General features: G+C 35.7%; 17 protein-coding genes. 9 read left to right on the top strand and 8 right to left on the bottom strand.

Features of this window, described 5'->3' with window-relative positions:
- The first annotated feature begins 101 nt into the window (after window positions 1-101).
- Window positions 102-1,535 carry a DUF4301 family protein gene (locus FLUTA_RS00630; protein ID WP_043023546.1) on the top strand — a complete coding sequence of 478 codons (1,434 nt, stop codon included), beginning with the start codon at window positions 102-104 and terminating at the stop codon, window positions 1,533-1,535.
- A 7-nt stretch (window positions 1,536-1,542) separates the two neighbouring features.
- On the opposite strand, the gene FLUTA_RS00625 is transcribed toward FLUTA_RS00630, so the two are convergent.
- Window positions 1,543-2,460 (bottom strand): DUF58 domain-containing protein, encoded by a 918-nt coding sequence (locus FLUTA_RS00625; RefSeq protein ID WP_013684911.1) that lies wholly within the window; start codon window positions 2,458-2,460, stop codon window positions 1,543-1,545.
- Window positions 2,461-2,531: 71 nt separating this feature from the next.
- Window positions 2,532-3,464, bottom strand: a complete 933-nt coding sequence (locus FLUTA_RS00620) for a DMT family transporter (protein ID WP_013684910.1) — start codon at window positions 3,462-3,464, stop codon at window positions 2,532-2,534.
- Between the two features lie 84 nt (window positions 3,465-3,548).
- Between FLUTA_RS00620 and FLUTA_RS00615 the strand changes: the two genes are divergently transcribed.
- The 7 genes from FLUTA_RS00615 (at window position 3,549) to FLUTA_RS00585 (ending at window position 12,647) form a co-directional block, all read left to right on the top strand.
- The gene (locus FLUTA_RS00615) at window positions 3,549-4,256 is read left to right on the top strand and encodes a hypothetical protein (RefSeq protein ID WP_148235363.1); all 708 of its coding nucleotides are present in this window, start codon (window positions 3,549-3,551) and stop codon (window positions 4,254-4,256) included.
- 377 nt (window positions 4,257-4,633) lie between these two features.
- Complete coding sequence (locus FLUTA_RS00610; protein WP_013684908.1) at window positions 4,634-5,254, top strand: TetR/AcrR family transcriptional regulator; 621 nt, start codon at window positions 4,634-4,636, stop codon at window positions 5,252-5,254.
- 26 nt (window positions 5,255-5,280) lie between these two features.
- Entirely contained in the window at window positions 5,281-6,582 is a 1,302-nt protein-coding gene (locus tag FLUTA_RS00605) for a TolC family protein (protein ID WP_013684907.1), read from the top strand.
- A 24-nt stretch (window positions 6,583-6,606) separates the two neighbouring features.
- Window positions 6,607-7,656: an efflux RND transporter periplasmic adaptor subunit gene (locus FLUTA_RS00600; protein ID WP_013684906.1), complete on the top strand. Its 1,050-nt coding sequence runs from the start codon at window positions 6,607-6,609 to the stop codon at window positions 7,654-7,656.
- Window positions 7,657-7,669: 13 nt separating this feature from the next.
- Window positions 7,670-10,813: an efflux RND transporter permease subunit gene (locus FLUTA_RS00595; RefSeq protein WP_013684905.1), complete on the top strand. Its 3,144-nt coding sequence runs from the start codon at window positions 7,670-7,672 to the stop codon at window positions 10,811-10,813.
- A 115-nt stretch (window positions 10,814-10,928) separates the two neighbouring features.
- Window positions 10,929-11,825: a hypothetical protein gene (locus FLUTA_RS00590; RefSeq protein ID WP_013684904.1), complete on the top strand. Its 897-nt coding sequence runs from the start codon at window positions 10,929-10,931 to the stop codon at window positions 11,823-11,825.
- Window positions 11,826-12,647: an alpha/beta hydrolase gene (locus FLUTA_RS00585; RefSeq protein ID WP_013684903.1), complete on the top strand. Its 822-nt coding sequence runs from the start codon at window positions 11,826-11,828 to the stop codon at window positions 12,645-12,647.
- A gap of 83 nt (window positions 12,648-12,730) precedes the next feature.
- On the opposite strand, the gene FLUTA_RS00580 is transcribed toward FLUTA_RS00585, so the two are convergent.
- A complete protein-coding gene (locus FLUTA_RS00580; RefSeq protein WP_013684902.1) occupies window positions 12,731-13,447 on the bottom strand; it encodes a pyridoxine 5'-phosphate synthase in 717 nt (238 codons plus the stop codon).
- Between the two features lie 140 nt (window positions 13,448-13,587).
- Here FLUTA_RS00580 and FLUTA_RS00575 point away from each other — a divergent pair, with 140 nt between their 5' ends.
- The gene (locus FLUTA_RS00575) at window positions 13,588-14,283 is read left to right on the top strand and encodes a YdcF family protein (protein WP_013684901.1); all 696 of its coding nucleotides are present in this window, start codon (window positions 13,588-13,590) and stop codon (window positions 14,281-14,283) included.
- 27 nt (window positions 14,284-14,310) lie between these two features.
- Here the strand turns inward: FLUTA_RS00575 and FLUTA_RS21330 are convergent, their stop codons facing one another.
- The 5 genes from FLUTA_RS21330 to FLUTA_RS20390 form a co-directional block, all read right to left on the bottom strand.
- A complete protein-coding gene (locus FLUTA_RS21330) occupies window positions 14,311-14,520 on the bottom strand; it encodes a hypothetical protein (protein WP_013684900.1) in 210 nt (69 codons plus the stop codon).
- A gap of 7 nt (window positions 14,521-14,527) precedes the next feature.
- On the bottom strand, window positions 14,528-14,812 hold the full coding sequence (locus FLUTA_RS21325; protein ID WP_013684899.1) for a hypothetical protein: 285 nt from the start codon (window positions 14,810-14,812) through the stop codon (window positions 14,528-14,530).
- A gap of 100 nt (window positions 14,813-14,912) precedes the next feature.
- The gene (locus FLUTA_RS00565) at window positions 14,913-17,384 is read right to left on the bottom strand and encodes a T9SS type A sorting domain-containing protein (RefSeq protein ID WP_013684898.1); all 2,472 of its coding nucleotides are present in this window, start codon (window positions 17,382-17,384) and stop codon (window positions 14,913-14,915) included.
- A gap of 5 nt (window positions 17,385-17,389) precedes the next feature.
- Window positions 17,390-18,088, bottom strand: a complete 699-nt coding sequence (locus FLUTA_RS00560; protein WP_013684897.1) for a hypothetical protein — start codon at window positions 18,086-18,088, stop codon at window positions 17,390-17,392.
- A 50-nt stretch (window positions 18,089-18,138) separates the two neighbouring features.
- Window positions 18,139-19,317, bottom strand: a complete 1,179-nt coding sequence (locus FLUTA_RS20390) for a hypothetical protein (RefSeq protein ID WP_013684896.1) — start codon at window positions 19,315-19,317, stop codon at window positions 18,139-18,141.
- Window positions 19,318-19,652 lie beyond the last annotated feature (335 nt).

Below are 19,652 nucleotides of genomic sequence, written 5' to 3'. Positions count from 1 at the left end.
TTTGTCGTTAGACAGTTGTCAACGAAGTCAAAGACGAAAGGGGAATGGATTCCATGCCTTCCTTTTGATTTGAGTAAAAATCCGAAAATTGATTTGGAGTTTTGCATGACGCAAAGAAACAAAAAAACGCTACAGAAAGCATGCTTATGCTGAAAACAACTATAGAATTACAACTAGAACGTTTAAGAGCTCCTCAGCCATCGTTGAATCTGGTGTCTGCGTGTAGAATTCAAGAAGGAATCATTGCTCTAAGTGATGACAAAATCGTTGAATTGGCTCAGTCATTTTATCGTTCGAATAAGAAAATTTCATTTTTCATTCCAGCTTCTGGTTCGGGTTCTCGAATGTTTCATTTTTTGTTTGAGTTCTTAGAAGCTCCCAATGAAAGCAATAGTGGGTATGTGGAGCGATTTTTAACTCACATTGAGGATTTTGCATTTTTTCATCAGTTTCCGCTTGCTATTCAAAAGGCATTGAGAGATCGTAGTATGGATTTGGATGCGTTTGTTTCTTTCATTTTGAATAATAAAGGATATGGGTTGGCGCATTTACCAAAAGGCTTGATTCCTTTTCATAAAAACGGCCCATTTTTGCTATGTCCGATTCAAGAACATGTTGTTCAAGGTCAGTTGATTAATCAAAATTCCTGTTCGTTTCATTTTACGATTCAACCGAAGTTTCAAGAGTATATTCAGAGGCAATTGGAATTTTTAGAAGGAATGACTTCACGTAAGTTTGAGGTTGATTTTTCGGTGCAAAACAGTGCTACGAATGCCATTGCATTTGATGAGAATTTCCAACCAATTACAAATCCAGAAGGCGATTATTTGACTCGTCCAGCTGGACATGGAGCTTTATTGGAAAATTTTAAAAGTGTAGATTCTGATCTTATTTTTATTAAGAATATTGATAATATTCAGCATTTTAATCATTCTTCAACATCCATTCAAACTCAGCAAATGTTGGGAGGGCTATTTTTAGAGGTTCAGGGAGAGATTACTAATTTAGTGACCAATTTTTCGGATGAAGGATGGAGTCATTTCAATAAGAATTATCAACTTTTTCACGAGTCTGTGAATGAGTTGTCAAACAGCGATAAATTGGAATTGTTGCATCGTCCTTTGCGTATTTGTGGAATGGTACAAAATGAAGGACAACCCGGTGGCGGACCTTTTTGGGTGGAAAATAACGGTGAGGTCACCAAGCAAATAGTTGAAAAAGCTCAGATAAATCCAAAAAGTGATCAAGTACGTGTCATGATTCAATCGTCCCATTTTAATCCTGTGATTATGGTGTGTCAGGGAAGAAATGTAGATGGTACTTCGATTGATTTAGATGTTTTCAAAGATGAAAATGCGTATTTCAAAGTAAGTAAATCACATAAAGGTCAATCCATTAATTTTGTGGAGCTTCCAGGACTTTGGAATGGCTCTATGGCGAAATGGAATACGGTTTTTGTTGAAATACCAAGTGAAACGTTTAGTCCCGTAAAATCAATTTTGGATTTGTTGGATAAAGCGCATCAACCAACATAATTTTCAATTAGTAAAGTTTCTGTCGTTTCAATAAATATTTCACCAATACATCCTGAATGGAGTCTTTGATATCGACTGTATAGAAATCAACGTTGTATTGTGTGCACTTTAAATTCACTTCATTGAAGTAACGATTGATTTCAGTTGTGTATTTTTCCTTGATTTCTGAAGGTTGTAATTTCATTTTTTCTCCAGTTTCCATATCAATCAAATTGATAGGATTGTGTCCTAAATCAAAATCTATTTCCGTTGCTTTGTCCATCACGTGAAATAAAACCACCTCGTGTTTGTTGTGTTTCATGTGCTGAATACTTTGCATAAACTCATCCAATTTGGAAGGGTCATCCAATAAATCGGTGAAAATGACGATTAAACTTCTCTTGTGACATAATTCCGCTACGTCGTGCAAACAGGAAATAGTTTCTGTTGTTTTAGAATCAACCGCTTGGTATTCGTGCAGTTGCTTTTCCATTTCATGTAACAAGAATCTATGATGGGCCGGAGATGATTTTGCTGGAGTATGCAAAAACAGATTATTGTGAAAGAGTGAAAGTCCGACGGCATCGCGTTGTCTTTTTAATAATTCAGATAAAGATGCCGCAGCAAGAACCGAAAAATCTAATTTAGACAATTCATTTTTTCCGCTGTAGTACATGGATGAAGAAACATCAATAACCATTTGACATCTTAGGTTGGTTTCTTCTTCATATTTTTTAGTGAACATTTTTTCAGATCGGCCATACAATTTCCAATCGATGTGTCGTGTAGATTCCCCAGGATTATATAAACGATGTTCTGCAAATTCCACGGAGAAGCCATGGAATGGGCTTTTATGCATTCCAGTGATGAAACCTTCTACAACTTGTTTGGCAAGCAATTCTAAATTGCCAAATTGAGCTAGTTGATCTTTTTGTATTTTGGACATGTTTCGAAAATAAGGATAAAAGAGATGTCTGCTTCTACTTTTCAATTTTTTAGGAAGATATTCAATTGAATTTATGCTTGTTGTTCATTTGTCAGAGCGGTTATCAGCTTTTTCTCTTTGATTTTTGCTCTGAAAACAGTTCCAATGATTACTCCCAAAAGAACTAAACATACTCCAAGGATTGAAGCGGTAGCTAATTTCTCATTAAAAACAAACCATCCCGAAATGAGTGCGTAAATCGCTCCTATATATTGAAAAGGAGCTACAATTGCGGTGTTTGTAGAAAGGAAAGCTCGTGTCATCGTTACTTGAGCAATTTGTGTGAGTACTCCAATGGCCAGTAAAATGATCCATTCTATTCCATGGGGAAATGTGAAGTCAAAAAGACACCAAATTCCTGTTAATGGCAAGGCTAGCATAGGGAAATAAATGACGATATTGATTGTTTCTTCGGTGTCTTTTAGTTTTGAAATGGCATTGTATGCAACTCCAGATAAAATAGCCGAAACGACTCCAAGAATCATCCAAACCAAATCTAGTTTTTGATTCTCCAAACCATTGAAAATTCCATTAAAACCAATAAAAACAACCCCTAGAAAAGCTAAGACACTACTGAGATATTGAATTTTACTAACTTTTTCATGAAAGAGACGAGAGGCGATCAGCACGGTGAAAATAGGAGACAGGTATTGTAACGTAGAGGCAATTGCTAATGGTAGTTTGTGTAAGGTGAAAAAGAATAATGTTAAAGCTACCATTCCAGCGATTCCTCTTAAAAGAAGCCATCTTCGGTTGTTTCCAAGTAAGGAGAGCCCTTTGTACTTGATGATTGTTGCACTAATTGCAAAAGAAACGAGGCTTCTAAAAAAAACAAGTTCGTGTGCTGGGTATTTTTGAAGATCAGGAATGATTGCATTGTCAGGATTTCCTAGCATTTTCACGAAGAAATTGATAATAAAAAAAGCTATTCCAGATAGAATAATGTAGAGAATCCCTTTTATCATGAGCTAAAAGTACAATGTAAGATGAAATTGGACGTTAAGTATTTGAATCCTTTTCGTAGATTTATGCAAAAGAACCCTGCTTTCATGAGAAAATTTCTAATTATTTTAGTGCTTGTGTGCTCAATTACAGAGTCAAATGCTCAGATTGGTAATGATAAATGGAATATTACTGGAGAATTGGCACTCCCCATGGGGATGGGGAATAAAATGTTTCGTAATTATCTAAACGGGATTGTGACTGCACATCCGAAGATTCAATACAAGCCTTTTAAGCATTGGTATGTGGCTTTTGGTCCAAGATACATGTATTACAAGGTGAATGAATACCGAATTCCTTTTGAACCAGGCGTAAGCGATGATTCTATTGCGGATCATAAGAAAGTTCAATCTATTTATGGGGGTATGCATGTACTCGGTGGAGATATCGAATTGGGTTGGACAAGTTGGGTTGGACCTCGTTTAGGATTGGAACTTGGGGTGAAAACAGGAATTGCACAGCATTGGTTTAATACTTCAGGTACCAAGAAATACGGAAAGCAAGATGTTTTAGCCATGTATGTTGAACCAACGTTATCTATTGTTTTAGCATCTGATGAAGCGGTTGCTTATCGTTGGATTATTGGCTATAATTTTACAGGATATCATTTTGACGGGTATCGAGTAGGGTCAACTACTTCTGGGGGATATACGGCTAAAGATTTACGAGCACCAACTCAATCATTAATCGTTGGATTTGCAATTTCTTACTACTTCAAAAATCAGCGTTCGGATGTCTTTTTAGATGAGCCTTAAACAAGCGGTTGAAAAGAAGTTTTAAAGAGTTTTATTCGGCTATGATCAGGGCTACTTAGTTCAAAAAGGTGAACTATTCAAAGAGGTTTTTAGTTTTGGACTATCTCTACCTTAGAGCCTTCTAATTTTGTCATCTGTGAGGTTCATTTCATTTATCTGTTTCCACCATTCACAGGAAGTCTGTTACCATTCACCGATTTTTCATGGTTTTATCTCTTTTTCCTCCGAAATTTGCTGCGATAAAGAGCAAGATTAATTTTTAATTTAACTCAGAGCACTACTGTTTGAAGTGTCTTTGTTTTATTTTAACAAATAATATTCTGTAATTTAAACGCTTGTTTAAAATTTGCGTTTAATTTTGTGCCGATTTTAAAAATATGAGCAAAGAACGATCAACAGAAGTGAAAATCCGAGAAGCTGCAAAGAATGTCTTTATAGCGAAGGGTTTTGATGGCTGTACTTCTCGAGAGATTGCGAAAGAGGCAGGAATGAATGTTGCACTTGTAAACTATTACTTTTGCTCCAAAAAACAGCTTTTCACATTGGTTTTTGAAGCTGCGATGGAAGATTTTATGTTTTCTACCGTTGAAGTGTTCAAAACAGACCTCAGTTTAGAAGCGAAATTGCGTATTTTCATTGAAAGAGAATACGAGTTCTTAACTCTTCATCCAGATATTCCACGCTTTATTTTATCCGAGCTTTCTCGTGGAGATAAGTGTGAGTTTGATCATGCTAAAATTCTTGAGAAGATTGGTTCAACAGGAGTTTTTGAAGAATTGTTGGAAGCTCAAGAAAAAGGAATTATTCGTAAAATGGATTTGACAAATATTATGCTACTGATTATGTCTAATTGTCATTACCCATTTATGGCCAAGCCTTTAATGAAATATTTAAACAGTTTGACAGACGATGAATCCCAGGAGCGATTGATGCTTCAAAAACAGTACGTTACGGAAATGATCATCGGATATTTATTTATCCCAAATACAAATAAATAACACTTCAATTAAACAAAGATTTAAAAATGAGAAATGGTTTATTAGGTGTGCTCTTGGTTTTAGGAGTTGGAAGTAATGCTTCTGCTCAAGTACTAGACTTAGAAACATGTTTGAAAATGGCGGATACTGCCAATTTATCCATTGTTAACTCCCGTTTGGACGTAACGATGAATAAAAGTCAGATTTCGTCTTATTTAACTGCGCGTTACCCAAAGATTGTAGCGAATGCTGATTACAGGTACAACGCGATTATCCAGGGGCAGTTATTGCCTGGTGAGATTTTTGGAGGGGCTCCAGGAACTTACCAAGCAGTGAAATTTGGTGTTCCATTCGTTTTTAGTAACTCTATCCAGTTGCAGCAAATTCTGTTCAATCCGCAGATTAATTATGGAATTAGCACCTTGAAAATCCAGCAGGAAGTCCTTGAGATTCAACAAAAAATTACGGAGCGCGATAGCAAGACTCAGGTTGCAAACACCTTTTTCAACCTTCAAGCAATCAATAAACAGATTGGATTTGTGGATTCTAATTTGGTGAACATTGATCGCCTAATTGGAAATATGGAGGCAATGGAGCGTCAGAAATTAATCGTTAAAACAGAAGTAGATAAACTTCGTATCAACCGTTTGAACTCGGTAAATGGAAAGCAAACACTTTTGGCAAACAAGGATCAATTGGAAATGCTTTTGAAAATTTTGATCGGATTACCGGAAGATCAGAAAATCACATTGGCATCTGATGATTTGGTTGAGAAATCCATTTTGGTAGATGGAAATACAATCAACTACCCAGAAATGGAATTGATTGGAGCACAAATCCGCATGAATGAAGAAGAGAAAAAAGGGAATAATATGGCGTACTTACCATCTCTGTCTTTTGTTGCTGGTTATAATTATACATACAATATGAAACCTGAAGATAAGGTGCGCCAAGGAATTCCTTCCGCATTTTTAGGAATTCGTTTGGATTGGACTTTGTTTGATGGTTTGGAAAAATACTACAAACAAAAAGTAACCAAGATTTCACACATGAAATTGGAAAATCAGGAAGAGTTGTTAAATCAACAATTGCATATGCAGACAGAAAATGCAAAACGCCAAATTGAAATTCAGGTAAATTCATTGGGAATTGCTCAGGAACAATTAAAGCTTTCCCAAAGTGTTTACAAACAAACCGAACTTCAATATAACGAGGGAACAGTGGATTCTAACGATCTTGTGAAAGCAAGTACGGATTTGCAGCAGTCTCAAACAAACCTAGTTGTGGCATATGTGCAGTTACGTCAGGCAGAATTGGAGTATTTGAAGAATATAGGAAATATTAAATAATAAATCAGATTAACTTAAATAGAAATGAAAAGAGTTATCACAATTATCATAGTAGCTGTAGTTCTAGTTGGACTTGTAGTTTTTAAATTGATGTCAAACAAAAAAGAAGTTCAAGCTAAAATTTTCATCAATGATGTGAATGCTGCTGTTCTTGTAAAAACAGGAGCTCCAGTTGACCATTCATTTGAAAGTTCATTATCGTTTTTGGGATCGTTTGACCCAGCACGTCAAAATGTAGTTGGATCTGATGCAAACGGGAAAGTAGTTTCGATTCGATTTGAAGAAGGCGATCAGGTAGGTCAAGGAAAGTTATTGGCTAAAGTAGATGATGAGATGCTACAATTACAATTAGAAGGTGCAGATGTTGGTTTAGAAGGTCAGAAAAATGACGATAGACGTTATTCAAATCTTGAAAGGGAAAATGCAGTTTCAGGTGTACAAGTTGAAAAAACAAAATTGGGTGTTCGTTCAAGTGAATTGCAAAAGAAACAAATTCAAAAACAAATCAAAAGCACATCCATTACGGCTCCTTACTCAGGCGTTATCACCAAAAAAATGGTTGATTTAGGATCTTTCGTTGGACAAGGAACACCATTGTTTGAGTTAACAGATATTTCAAGCTTGAAATTGACTGTAAATGTTCCAGAAAGAGATGTGTTAAAATTCAAATTGGGTCAAGCAGTTGCTATTCGTGCAGATATTTATGGAGTGCGAGAATTCCCTGGTAAGATAAGTAATATCTCCGTTGTAGCTGATAAAGCACACAATTTCAAAGTACAAATTACAGTACCTAATCCAAAAAGAGAATTGATGGCAGGAATGTACGGTTCAGTTCGTTTGAAAAACAACGAAAGTGTTACAAGACTTTCCGTTCCTCGTTTGGCTTTGGTTGGATCATCTAAAAATCCACAAGTATATGTTGTTCGCAATAAGGTTGCTTATTTGACAACTTTCACTGCTGGAACTTCAGATGGAGATTACATTGAAGTAGTTAGTGGAATTAAAAAAGGAGATGTCATCGTTGTTAAAGGACAAGTGAATCTTCAAGACAAGACAAATGTTAAAACCAATTAATTAAACTCAGGTCATGACATTAACGGAACTATCCATTAAGAGACCTTCCTTCATTATTGTAATTTTTACAATTTTGATTGGTGGAGGTCTAATAAGTTATAATCAGTTGAGCTATGAGCTATTGCCGGATTTTTCTCCGCCAATTCTTACAGTCACAACTTTGTATCCTGGTGCTTCTCCTGCAACGGTAGAGACACAAGTAGCTAAACCTTTAGAAGATGCACTGAGTGGCCTTGAAAACATTTCGGAGGTTACCACATTCTCCATGGATAATGCTTCTGTAGTAATGCTGGAGTTTAAAGCTTCTGCAGATATTGACATGGCTTTGGAAGATGCACAAAGAAAGGTTAATAATATATTGAACGATTTGCCAGAAGGAGCGAAGGCTCCAATAATCGCTAAAATTGAACCCAATGCTTCTCCAGTACTTCAAGTAAGTGCGATTGCCAAAAACATGGATGATCGTGATTTCATGGAGTTGATGGATAAACAGCTTCTTCCACAAATTAAGCAAACCAAAGGTGTTGCAGAAGTGCAGGTAATTGGAGGGGAAAAAAGAGCTTTCAGAGTTGACGTAGATAAAGACAAATTAAAAATGTATGGCTTGTCATTAGCACAAGTAAATCAAATTGTTGCAGCTGCAAATGTTGAATTTCCGACTGGTAAATTGAAAAGCGAAACAGAACAAATGACGGTTCGTTTGGCAGGTAAATTCCAAACGGTTGATGATTTGAGAAACCTAATCATTTATACCGATGGAACGTCTTCTGTTCGCTTGGGTGATGTTGCTGATGTTGCTGATGGTTCTGAAGATGTAATAACTGTGAGCCGTTACAACGGAATAAATGGGATTGGTCTTCGGGTTAAAAAGCAAAGTGATGCGAATGCTGTGGATATGGCCAATCTCACAAAGCAAAAATTCAAGGAGATTGAAGCAAAATATAAGAAAGAAGGAATCAAATTTACAGTTGCAACGGATACTTCGCTTCCAACGATTGAGTCGGTTGACGCAGTACTACATGATTTGGAATTAGCAGTTCTACTTGTAGCTGCAGTAATGATGTTGTTCTTACACAGTTTGCGAAATGCAATGATTGTATTGATTGCAATTCCTGCATCATTAATTTCGACATTTATTGCAATGTATATGTTGGGGTATACCTTGAACTTGATGACGCTTTTGGCAATGTCGCTCGTAATTGGTATTCTCGTGGATGACTCCATCGTGGTTTTGGAAAATATTTACCGCCACTTACAAATGGGGAAAGGAAGAAGAAAAGCGGCCTTGGATGGACGAAATGAGATTGGATTTACTGCATTGGCAATTACTTTAGTGGATGTCGTGGTATTCTCTCCTGTTGTCTTTATTGAAGGAACAATTTCAGATATTTTGCGTCAGTTCTCGATTGTAGTTGTGGTATCAACCCTGATGTCTTTATTGGTGTGTTTTACCTTGACTCCATGGCTGGCTTCACGTTTGGCTAAGGAAGTGAAACTAAATCGGAAAAATCCATTCCAACGTTTCTTAATGTGGTTTGAAAGCGGTATCAATTCCTTTACAAATGGGTATGTGAAATTGGTTGCTTGGTCTTTGAAACATAAATTGATTATGGGACTTGGAGTTATTGCAATTTTCTTTGCAAGTATGGCAACCATGGGACTTGGAATCGTAGGACAGGAGTTTGTTGCTCAGGGAGATCAAGGTAAATTCATGATTAAGTTGAAGTACGATAAGAGCACCACTTTTGAAGAGAATAATACCACCACACTTGAAATTGAGCAAATGATTCTGTCTCAGAAGAATAATATTGTCGATATTGTCTTCTCGAATGTTGGTGGCCCCTCTTCAGGGATGGGAGCGGCTTCTTTCGGTCAGGAGAATAGATCTGAGATCACGGTTAAAATGAAGAAGGATATGCAGAAGAAGTATCCTACTTTGAAATACATGAATGAAATCAGAATGAAAATTCAAAACAAATATCCTGGGGTAGAAGTGAAGGCTTTGAATATGGGAATGGTTGATTCGGAAGAGGCACCAATTGAAATTTTCCTTTCTTCAGATGATTCTGATTTATTGATGAGAGAAGCGCGAAGATTGAAAACGAAAATTTTAAGTATCCCAGGAGCAAAAGATCCATCGATTTCTACAGATGAGTTTTCTCCAGAAGTTCGGATTGAATTGAATCGTGAGAAAATGGGGCAGTTAGGTTTGCCAATTGCGAGTGTAGGAATGCAGCTGCAAAATGGTTTAACTGGAAATGATGACGCGCGTTTTGATATCAAGGGTGAGGAATACGATATTCGAATCATGTTGGATAAGTATGATCGCAGTAACATGGATAATATCAATGAAATGACCTTTGTTACCAATGATGGAAAGCAAGTTCGGTTGAGTGAGTTTGCAGATGTATCTATTGAAAATGGTTATGGTCAGTTGGAACGCAAAAATCGTATTTCAAATACAACTTTGAGATCTTATGTATTGGGAACGGCTGCTGGATCAGTTGCTGATTCAATCACGAATTATCTGAAAAAAGCACCGTTAGATAAGAATGTGCGTATGCTTTGGGGAGGTGAAGTAAAACGTCAGAAAGAGTCCATGGGAGCACTTGGTACTGCGATGGGGATTGGATTGATCCTCGTTTATTTGATTATGGTGGCGCTTTATGATAATTTTGTTTATCCATTTGTAGTACTATTCTCTATTTTGGTTTCATTGATTGGAGCAATCTTAGCACTGAATTTAACATCTTCGAATATGGGGATATTTACGATGCTGGGTATGTTGATGCTCCTTGGATTGGTAGCCAAGAATGCCATTTTGATTGTGGATTTCACCAATCACTTGAAAACGGAAGGTCGTTCTACGTATAATGCTCTTTTAGAAGCTGTTCGTGAACGGATGAGACCAATTCTTATGACAACAATTGCAATGGTTGTTGGTATGATTCCAATTGCTACTGCAACGGGTTCTGGTGCAGAATGGAAGAATGGATTAGCATGGATTTTGATAGGTGGTTTGACAAGTTCAATGTTCTTGACTATTATTGTAGTACCGATTATGTATTATGTCGTTGACAGATTGCAAGCGAAATTTACAAGAAAGAAAATAAATCTCGAAGGAGATGACGATGCTACCGTTCACGGAGTGATTTAAATTAACTAACACATGGAAATCCGGCAGACTATCACTGTCGGATTTTTTTTGCTTCAAACTTTCAATTTTAAGTTTTTCAGATTTAATTGTAATTTAGAGTTGAAACCAATTTGAAATGAATAAATTACTTCTCACAAGCTTATTGCTAATCATAAGTATTTCTACTTTGAAAGCACAGCAAAATAAAATCTACATTGAAGAATTTATGATTTCCGATCAGATTATACATGGTCAGATTGATGATAAATATCCCATTACAGCTTACTTGAAATTTGAACAGTATTCTCCTGAAAATTGGCTCAGTTTTTCCGTTTCAGGATGGTATTATTACGATAATGTCAAAACGGAAATTCCCTTAGTTGGTATTTATTATGCAGGAGGAATAACCCTGTATTCGTTTACAGATAAATTGAGGACAGATAGCATAAAAAGAATGATTTCAACGGTTTCTAACCCGATGGAAATCACAGATGAGCTGACTAATCGTTCTGGGTTTTCTGAAAAAATTGAGCTCAGTTATTCGGAATACAATTACCGTGGAATTTGGAAAAACAATCAAAAAGAGTTGAATGTCACTTTCAATACAAGCAGTATTTATTTGGATAAACACAATGAGTTTTTAGTACTTCCGTTAGCCAACGATGAGAAAAAATACATTGATTTAGATCAGTTTGGATTAGTTTCTTTTAGTTACAGCATTTTTGTTGCTAAAAAGACAATTATGGATTATCAGGTGATATTGAGGTACAGCGCTCCTTCAACAGCTAATCCAAATGGAATGTGTGGAGCAGGAATGGAAATCGGATTTATGCTATTGAAATTTGATCTCAAAGGAAACTTGTTGGAATACCGCACAGAAGATGTAGAAAGCTGCTTGGGTAATCTTTGGTCGGAAATGACAACGGTTCCAAATAGCGAAGGAATGAAAGTTATTTACAAAGTTACAGATTCCGAAGAAAAAGTAAGAACGGTCACTGTTGATGGATTGAATTTTTCATTAGTCTCCAAGTAAATGTTGAAACAAAAGAAAAATCGCTTTTTTGTAGTTTTAGGAGGTATCTTAATCCTAGCGATTGCTGGTTTTGCATCGATGTCATCTGAAACTGAAAGTATTTCTGAGAAAAAGATAAATAAAAAACAACGAGAAATTCTAGTGGAGGAATATGAAGTGTTTGATAATGCTCGTTTCCGAAGAATACCTGTTGCTTTGTATGCTCCAAAAGTGGATAAAGATTCCACGAATACTATTCAATTGGTTATTTTCAGTCATGGATACGGTTCCAACTATCCAACCAATTATACCAATTACTCTTACTTGACCCGTAGATTGGCAGGTTTAGGATATTGGACCTTGAGTATTCAACACGAATTAATTGGAGATTCTCTCCTTCCAAAAGTAGGGGTTATGCAAGAAGTCCGCATGCCGTTTTGGAAACGAGGAGAAGAAAATATCTTATTTGTTTTAAATCATTTCAAAGAAATACATCCCAATTTGTTTATAAAATCAGTTGACTTAATTGGACATTCAAATGGGGGAGACATGAGTGTTCTAATGGCCAAGGATTACCCAAACTTGATTCGAAAGGTAATCACTTTGGATCATTTGAGAATTCCATTTCCACTCACTTTCAGTCCCCAGTATTCTAGTTTAAGGTCTACAGATAAGACTGCGGATTCGGGTGTAATTCCTTCACCAGAAATGTGTGATTCGCTTGGTATTCAAATTATTCAGCTGAGAAGAATCACACACAATGAAATGAATGATGAGGGAACTCGTCGTCAAAAGAAAAAAATCAATGGATACATCCAGAAAATATTGGAAAATCGACTTTAAAATTACTTTTAGGGATAAGTGTAAGATTATCCACCAGTTACCCAGGTAATTGTTTTTTCAATCTTGATTTTACGAGTAATAACTTAATCTCTCAATAAATAGTTATATCTCTGAATCGTATTTTCCAATCCCAAATAAAGCGCATCTGAAATCAACGCATGACCAATAGAGACTTCTGCTAATTCAGGAATGTTTTGTTTGAAATAGCGCAAATTATCTTGATTCAAATCATGACCAGCATTTAGTCCCAACCCTAATTCTATTGCTCTTTTGGATGCAATAATGAATGGTTCGATGGCTTGTTCTTTATTGATAGAGAAATTATCAGCATAAGGTCCAGTGTATAATTCAATGCGATCTGTTCCAGTTTCTAATGCATATTCAATGTTTTGTAAATCAGTATCTACAAAAATAGATGTTCGAACTCCCCACGATTTTAGTCTGCGAATAATATCTTGTAAAACAGCTGAATTTTCTTTCGTATCCCAACCTGCATTACTTGTAAGTACATGTGGTGGATCTGGAACCAAGGTTGCTTGAGCAGGACGAATAGCTTCAATCATCTGCATAAAACGCTCATCTGGATAACCTTCAATATTGAATTCGGTAGTAACTACTTTAGATAAATCCATGACATCTTTCCCTGTAATGTGTCGTTCATCTGGTCTTGGATGAACGGTGATTCCAGCCGCTCCAAAACGTTCGCAGTCAATTGCGACTTGCACCACATTCGGAGTATTACCTCCACGTGCATTTCTGATGGTTGCAATTTTATTGATGTTTACGCTTAATTTTGTCATACTTTGAATCATTTGAGCGCTAAGATAAAGAGGATTTACCGCTTATTGATGTTAAACTTATCCAAAATCATCTTGGTAATCTTAGGGGTTTTTAACAATCGACAAGCAAAATAATGGTTCTAAAACCGTATCATTGAAGTATGAGAATAGTAAAATTTAGTTTCTTGAGTCTGTTAGTCATGGTGTTAAGTGCTTGTGGAATTTTTTCTCCATCTCCACTTAAAACCAATCAAAAATCACTCAAAAAAGCCCCGTATGATGCGATTATTGTTCCTGGAGTTCCATTTGACGGAAAGCATTGGAGTGAAACCATGAAAATGCGTGTTCAGTGGGGAGCGTATTTGTATCGAAAAGGAGTTACAAAAAATATCATTTATTCAGGTTCTTCGGTTTATACAGAATACGAAGAAGCAGCCGTTATGGCTTTGTATGGTGAAGCATTGGGAATTCCAAAAGAACATATTTTCACGGATCCAAGAGCAGAGCATACAACAGAAAATATTTATTATTCTTACCGTGTTGCCAAGAAAAATGGTTTTCAAAAAATTGCACTTGCCACCGATCCTTTCCAGTTGAACGGAATGCGAAAGTTTATTAAAAAGTTTGATCTTCCAGTAGATCTTTTGCCAATTATCAAAGATACTTTGCTGAAACAAGATTTAAGCGAACCAAGGATAGATCCGAGTTCTGCCAAACGTGCTAATTTTGTTTCAATTGTAGATCGCCAATCCAAGTGGCAGCGTTTGAGAGGTACTTTCGGACAACATATTCGCTGGAAAGAAGAAGATTTGAAAACAAAACACTTGCGTAAAAAATACAGTGATCGAATGGAATAATAGAAAGAAATACCACTGAATGACATTTCAATGCTGTTTCACTGCAATCTGTTTGCAATCACACGAATAGTATGGCATCATGTCTTCTATCCAATAATTGATATTGGTTTTTGTGAAACGCAATGGAATGGTATCATTATACCAGTTGTTATAATAATTATTAATTCCGCTACTAATCTTCCAACGTTTGGTATTAGTGTCGAACAAGGTATCGCCTCCTCCGATTCGTAAATACATTGGTATATTAGAAAATTCTACTTGTTGTGCGGTAAAAGTAAATTCCCCATCGGAAATGTTCCCATCGGATAGAATCCCTGTTGTTAGTGTTATTGTGTATATGAACCAAATCCATTTCATACAAATATATGCCTGTTGTATCAAAGACTTTGTAATGACCAGCTATCTTTTCCCATTTTGTAGGTTCGGGTACTGTAGGTTGGTTTGGTACTTTCTTCTTTGTAAAGGCAAAAGAGATACTCATCCCAACAATGATTGGGATGAGTAAAGCGTATTTTTTGTTGGAATCCATACTTACAATTTTATTACTTTTCGTGCAACATAAACAGATCCTGAATAAATACGAATATAATATGTTCCGCTGGAATAATTGCTCAAAGAAAAGGAATTGTTTACCGCTTAATAAGATTGATAGATTTAACTCCAGCTTGACTATTTACATCCAATATATAATAGCCTGAAGCATAATTTGAAATCGAAATAGAAGTATTCATATCATTTATTTTTTTTGATAAAATTTCTTTTCCTAAGACATCACGAAGAGTAATTCTGGTTATTTCTTCTGATGATTGAATAAATACCATATCCTCTGCTGGGTTTGGATATGCATTGACACTCCAACTTAAACTGATATTGTCTTTACTAACTTTCGGCACGGTAACAATTTCATCCATAACTATGGATAATCCTGAATTTTGAGCTTCCTGTGGTTGATTATTTTGAGGTATTCCCATAATTACCAATATTATTGCAGTATGTTCATCAGCATAGCCACATTGGTTACTAAATTGAATGGTATAAAAATAATTTGCATCATCTAAATTACTTGAGGGAACCCATACACAAATTGGCAATTCATCAACGCATCCTTCATCTTCATACTCTGGAGTTCCCCATCGATTATTAACATAAATGTGATATGAATCAGCCCCAGTTGGTTCAAAACATAAGACATCATTTACCCCGTCATTATTTGCGGTAATGATATTGGGATAATTTACTGGCATTGCAAATGTAGTACTTGATTTATTCCAAGAAATTTCTTTATGTGAAACTAATGCATTACAATATTGTTTTGTCTCCAAAAGGATTTTATAGTTTTCGCACTGCGAGAAACAACCATCCCCTAAACAATTTCGGATATCAAAATGATATGGATTATTCAAATTAATTGGGTTTGAACATCGATTATAGTTCCATTCACAAATTTTCTCAGTTTTAGCTTCGTTCCATACTTGAACCTTCACATATTCATAGGTAGTTGGTATTGTCCAGTCAAAATGAAATTCAAAATCATTTGATACTAGATTACTTACCTGTAGATCATAGTCAGGAACGTTCGGTGCTTGCCATTGTAACGATTCAGATACACTTCCAAAACAAGGATTCGAAGCTGTTATTTTAATTTCCAAATTCTGACAAAGATTCCCCGTACAATGATTCACAGAAAATGGTATGTGTTGTGATCCGTTTTGACAGTCCCATTCATATTCATCTTCAAAAACGATAGCTCCTGTTACGGTGTTTATCCCTTGGATAGTGTACTCAGAAGTATTTTGCAAGTTTATATATCCTGATATACCCGTTTGACTCATTGTTACATTCGCTATATCAATCGTAGGTGCTGCATCAATGAATTGAAGTTTAAAATTATGAACTTGAATAGCACCACAAATGGTCCAAATCGTAAGTTTGGCATCCACACAACCATCGTCATTAGGTGGTCTTGTTACATTAGTAACCCGACTCCACGGTGCTGAAAAATAATTAGCTGGCTCCCAAACATAAAACACGCCTGGTGTTTCAAGGAAATCATTTCCCAAAGTGAATGATCCAGTGCATTGAGCAATTGGAGGCGGGGTGAAATTTGGAACACCTGGACACGGATCTTCCACACACGTTCCAACTTGTGTTTCAAAATAACTGCCGTCTTCCTCAATAAAGAAACCCGGTTCCAAATACACAGTGGGGGCTCTATATATTACCATTGATGTGGGTTTTAATACCACAGGAAACTGAGACTGCCAAGAATAAGGACTTACATGCGCACCAGCCCTGATTTCAACATTGGCTTGTTCTATCTTATGCTCCCCCTGCGCATATACCCTGTCTTGAATATACCGTGTATCAATGCATTTAGGCTCAATAGTAAGAACTACGTCATCAAAATTGAAAACGGCTCCGTAATCATTTGGTTCATTACTCCCATCACGATAATAATTAACATTAAGTACTAACCACCCCATGTCTTCATACTTTTTGTCGTCATTATCTGGAACTGTAAAGGTATGTTCAAAATAATGCCAGTCACAGGAGTTCTCAACGTAAAATTCTTTTACATACCATTTTTTCTTATTAAGGCAATATAAACCCTCAGGATCTGCTGTAAAAGCCAATCTAAATTGATGGGATGGAAATTCTGTTCCTTTTCCTCCTCTTGCTTTAATTTTAAATGTATATGTTTGACCTTTTACTAATTTATGACCATCTGCCATTTTCACCATTATAGATTCAGTTGGATAGGCGGATCTCACGTATCTTGTCTCAGTACAATTTCCGCCATGTTCTGTATTATACCAAATATTTGGATCAATCCAATCTGGAGAATCTCTGCGCTTTCCGTTATAAGTTTTATCGGCCTTTGCGACATACCATGTTCCTTGCATACTGTTGTCGAATCGGTGATGGGTTGATGAGCTTGTTAAATCTGACCACCAATTTCCTGTATATGTTCCTGAATAGAATTCAATTGGTTCTGAACCTCCATCGTAAGAACCTGCTTCAAAATTCCCATTCGGAACTAGATTTTGCGAATGGCATAATAATGCCACCAAAAAGGTGATTGTTATAATATGTTTTTTCATAAGTTTTAAAATTTATACCCGATAAAAACTGAAGCTATAAAACCTAGATAAGTTTCTCTTCTTTTCCAAGTGCTGTTCCAATCGACATTAACCAATGAGATTTTATGTTCCTCTATAGAAATGCAAGTACCTATTCCTGCATGAGAACCAAGATAAAAGCCCCTAACCATATTGAATTTTATCCCATATCCCGTGTTTAATGCTAAACTCTTGAATGAGGTTGAGCTAATAGAAACTTGGTCGTTCAATGCTGGATTGTTAGAATAATAAATTCCATATCTATCAGGTTTTGAATATTCGAAGAAATAATCAGCATTAAACAATACATAAGAACTAAACCAAGATGTATCTCCTGTTATGTAATAGCGATAATTGAACTCAACACCAATATTCTTTTGTCTATTATTTATTGACTTCCCTAAGCGAAATTGAGGTCCCAAATCGAATTGGTGTTTTTTATAATGAAGCGTGAATAAAATGGCTGTGGGAAGCCCATAGCGAGTTAACGATTGATTGATTGAAAAACCATAATTTACTTGTTTTTTAGGCTTTACCCTTTCTTTACCCTCACGAATGGAATCAATCAACTCACAGTAATTGGTAGAGTACGACAAATTATTATCTAACCTTTCGCTTGAATATCTATTTTGAGCAAGTCCTAAAAAAGATATAGAGCAACAAAGTAGTACGATATATTTTTTCATAGATGTATTATATAAAACCTAATTTCTAAAGAATTTATCAAAATAAAAGGTTAGTTTTTCAAACGCTCTATTTCTGCTTTCAATACCTCTAGTTCTTTACTTTGTTTCTCCAACACTTTGTTTTGTTGAATCAAATACAAAGTCAATTCTTCAATTTTTTCCATCATTTTTACATTCATTTCTGAAACGTCAATACCTTCTTCTTTTATTTGTTTTTCTGATGGAACTGATGGCAAATGTTTGTTTTTTAGTAAGAACATTTCCAGTTCGTTTAAAGGTAATAATTGGTAATCCTTTTCGAATACATAATCAGGCCAAGTTTCGCTATCTACTTTTACTTTTCTAGCTCTGATCATCCCATTTGATTCAATTCGAAATGTTTCCATTGTCCCGTTATGAATTCTCATTTCTCCATTTGCATTCAATAAAAAAGCGGGGTAGTTTAATGCGGTATTTTGAACTTTAATTATCTCAGTATTGGTATGATCGTATTCAAGGAACAACAATTTTTGATAGTTAATCGTATTTCCAACGTTATTGATGTGGATTGCAGCATTTGAATTGGAATTTTTCACATAAATTTTTGAGCCAGAAGTAACATTTGCACCAATAGAAACCGACTTCTCCAACCACATGTGTTCTCCAAATTTTGAGGTCTTTGTGACTGTTAATTGATGGCTTGGTGTGCTAGTCCCAACGCCCACGTTCACATCAGGACACTCAACAAATAATTTATTGATTCCATTCCCCCAAGTAGGAGTATACGGATTGTCCAGACAAATATTTATAGGAGTTATCGGATTTGGAGCAGAATACATCAAGATTTTCAATGCATTTACAAATTCATCTCCAGAACCTTTTTTAAGCATCCCATTTTGATTCATGAGTAAAAAGTTCAATTCATTGTAGTTATTTGCTAAAGGAACATTCGGAAATTTGATATCTCCGTTTAATTTTGACAAGCCGTTTACAACAAATTCATCGGTTACTTTTACATTATTCATCTTTGTTTCGCCTAAAAAGCGTACATCTTGATCTACCCGTAAATTTTTATTGATTCTTACGGAATCCTTTACAACTAACATGGAATCAATACGAGCAGAGCCATTGACTGTTAGTTTAGCACCATTTGGCGACGAAGCTCCCGTTCCTATTCCAACATTTCCAGATGCGGGAAAGGAATTTGTTTGAGAAAATGAAGTTGCTGAAATCACACTAAATCCTAGCAATAGTAGGCTTTTTAGAAAAATGTGGGGGGGGTGAAATTTGTGGTTTTCATAAATAGTAGAATAATAATTTGGGCTAATGTAAAACTATTTTTAAATGAAATGTATAATTATTCAAAATTTAACATTTTGCAATTAAATTCAACTAATTAATCTGTTTTTCATTTTTTTTAATTGGAATCGTTATTAGATTAGCACTTGCATGATGCTCGTACTCTCTTGTGAACTTTGCTCGAAATCTATCACTAAAATCGCAAAGTTCTTCCTGTTATTTAAGCCTTCTTTCAAGATTAATTTTTCACAAAGTTTTCAGATTATAGCGTCATTTTTACTACTTT

Origin of the sequence: Fluviicola taffensis DSM 16823 (genome assembly GCF_000194605.1) — a bacterium.
GTDB lineage: Bacteria > Bacteroidota > Bacteroidia > Flavobacteriales_D > Crocinitomicaceae > Fluviicola > Fluviicola taffensis.
The sequence above is the reverse complement of the archived record's forward strand: the minus strand, read 5'-3'. Positions and strand labels throughout refer to the sequence as shown.

Coding starts and splice junctions, on each gene's coding strand:
- FLUTA_RS00595 (WP_013684905.1), top strand. CDS start 7,670: ATGACATTAACGGAACTATCCATTAAGAGACCTTCCTTCATTATTGTA.
- FLUTA_RS00560 (WP_013684897.1), bottom strand. CDS start 18,088: ATGAAAAAATATATCGTACTACTTTGTTGCTCTATATCTTTTTTAGGA.
- FLUTA_RS00565 (WP_013684898.1), bottom strand. CDS start 17,384: ATGAAAAAACATATTATAACAATCACCTTTTTGGTGGCATTATTATGC.
- FLUTA_RS00610 (WP_013684908.1), top strand. CDS start 4,634: ATGAGCAAAGAACGATCAACAGAAGTGAAAATCCGAGAAGCTGCAAAG.
- FLUTA_RS00600 (WP_013684906.1), top strand. CDS start 6,607: ATGAAAAGAGTTATCACAATTATCATAGTAGCTGTAGTTCTAGTTGGA.
- FLUTA_RS00585 (WP_013684903.1), top strand. CDS start 11,826: ATGTTGAAACAAAAGAAAAATCGCTTTTTTGTAGTTTTAGGAGGTATC.
- FLUTA_RS00580 (WP_013684902.1), bottom strand. CDS start 13,447: ATGACAAAATTAAGCGTAAACATCAATAAAATTGCAACCATCAGAAAT.
- FLUTA_RS00575 (WP_013684901.1), top strand. CDS start 13,588: ATGAGAATAGTAAAATTTAGTTTCTTGAGTCTGTTAGTCATGGTGTTA.
- FLUTA_RS21330 (WP_013684900.1), bottom strand. CDS start 14,520: ATGTATTTACGAATCGGAGGAGGCGATACCTTGTTCGACACTAATACC.
- FLUTA_RS00605 (WP_013684907.1), top strand. CDS start 5,281: ATGAGAAATGGTTTATTAGGTGTGCTCTTGGTTTTAGGAGTTGGAAGT.
- FLUTA_RS21325 (WP_013684899.1), bottom strand. CDS start 14,812: ATGGATTCCAACAAAAAATACGCTTTACTCATCCCAATCATTGTTGGG.
- FLUTA_RS00590 (WP_013684904.1), top strand. CDS start 10,929: ATGAATAAATTACTTCTCACAAGCTTATTGCTAATCATAAGTATTTCT.
- FLUTA_RS00625 (WP_013684911.1), bottom strand. CDS start 2,460: ATGTCCAAAATACAAAAAGATCAACTAGCTCAATTTGGCAATTTAGAA.
- FLUTA_RS00615 (WP_148235363.1), top strand. CDS start 3,549: ATGAGAAAATTTCTAATTATTTTAGTGCTTGTGTGCTCAATTACAGAG.
- FLUTA_RS00620 (WP_013684910.1), bottom strand. CDS start 3,464: ATGATAAAAGGGATTCTCTACATTATTCTATCTGGAATAGCTTTTTTT.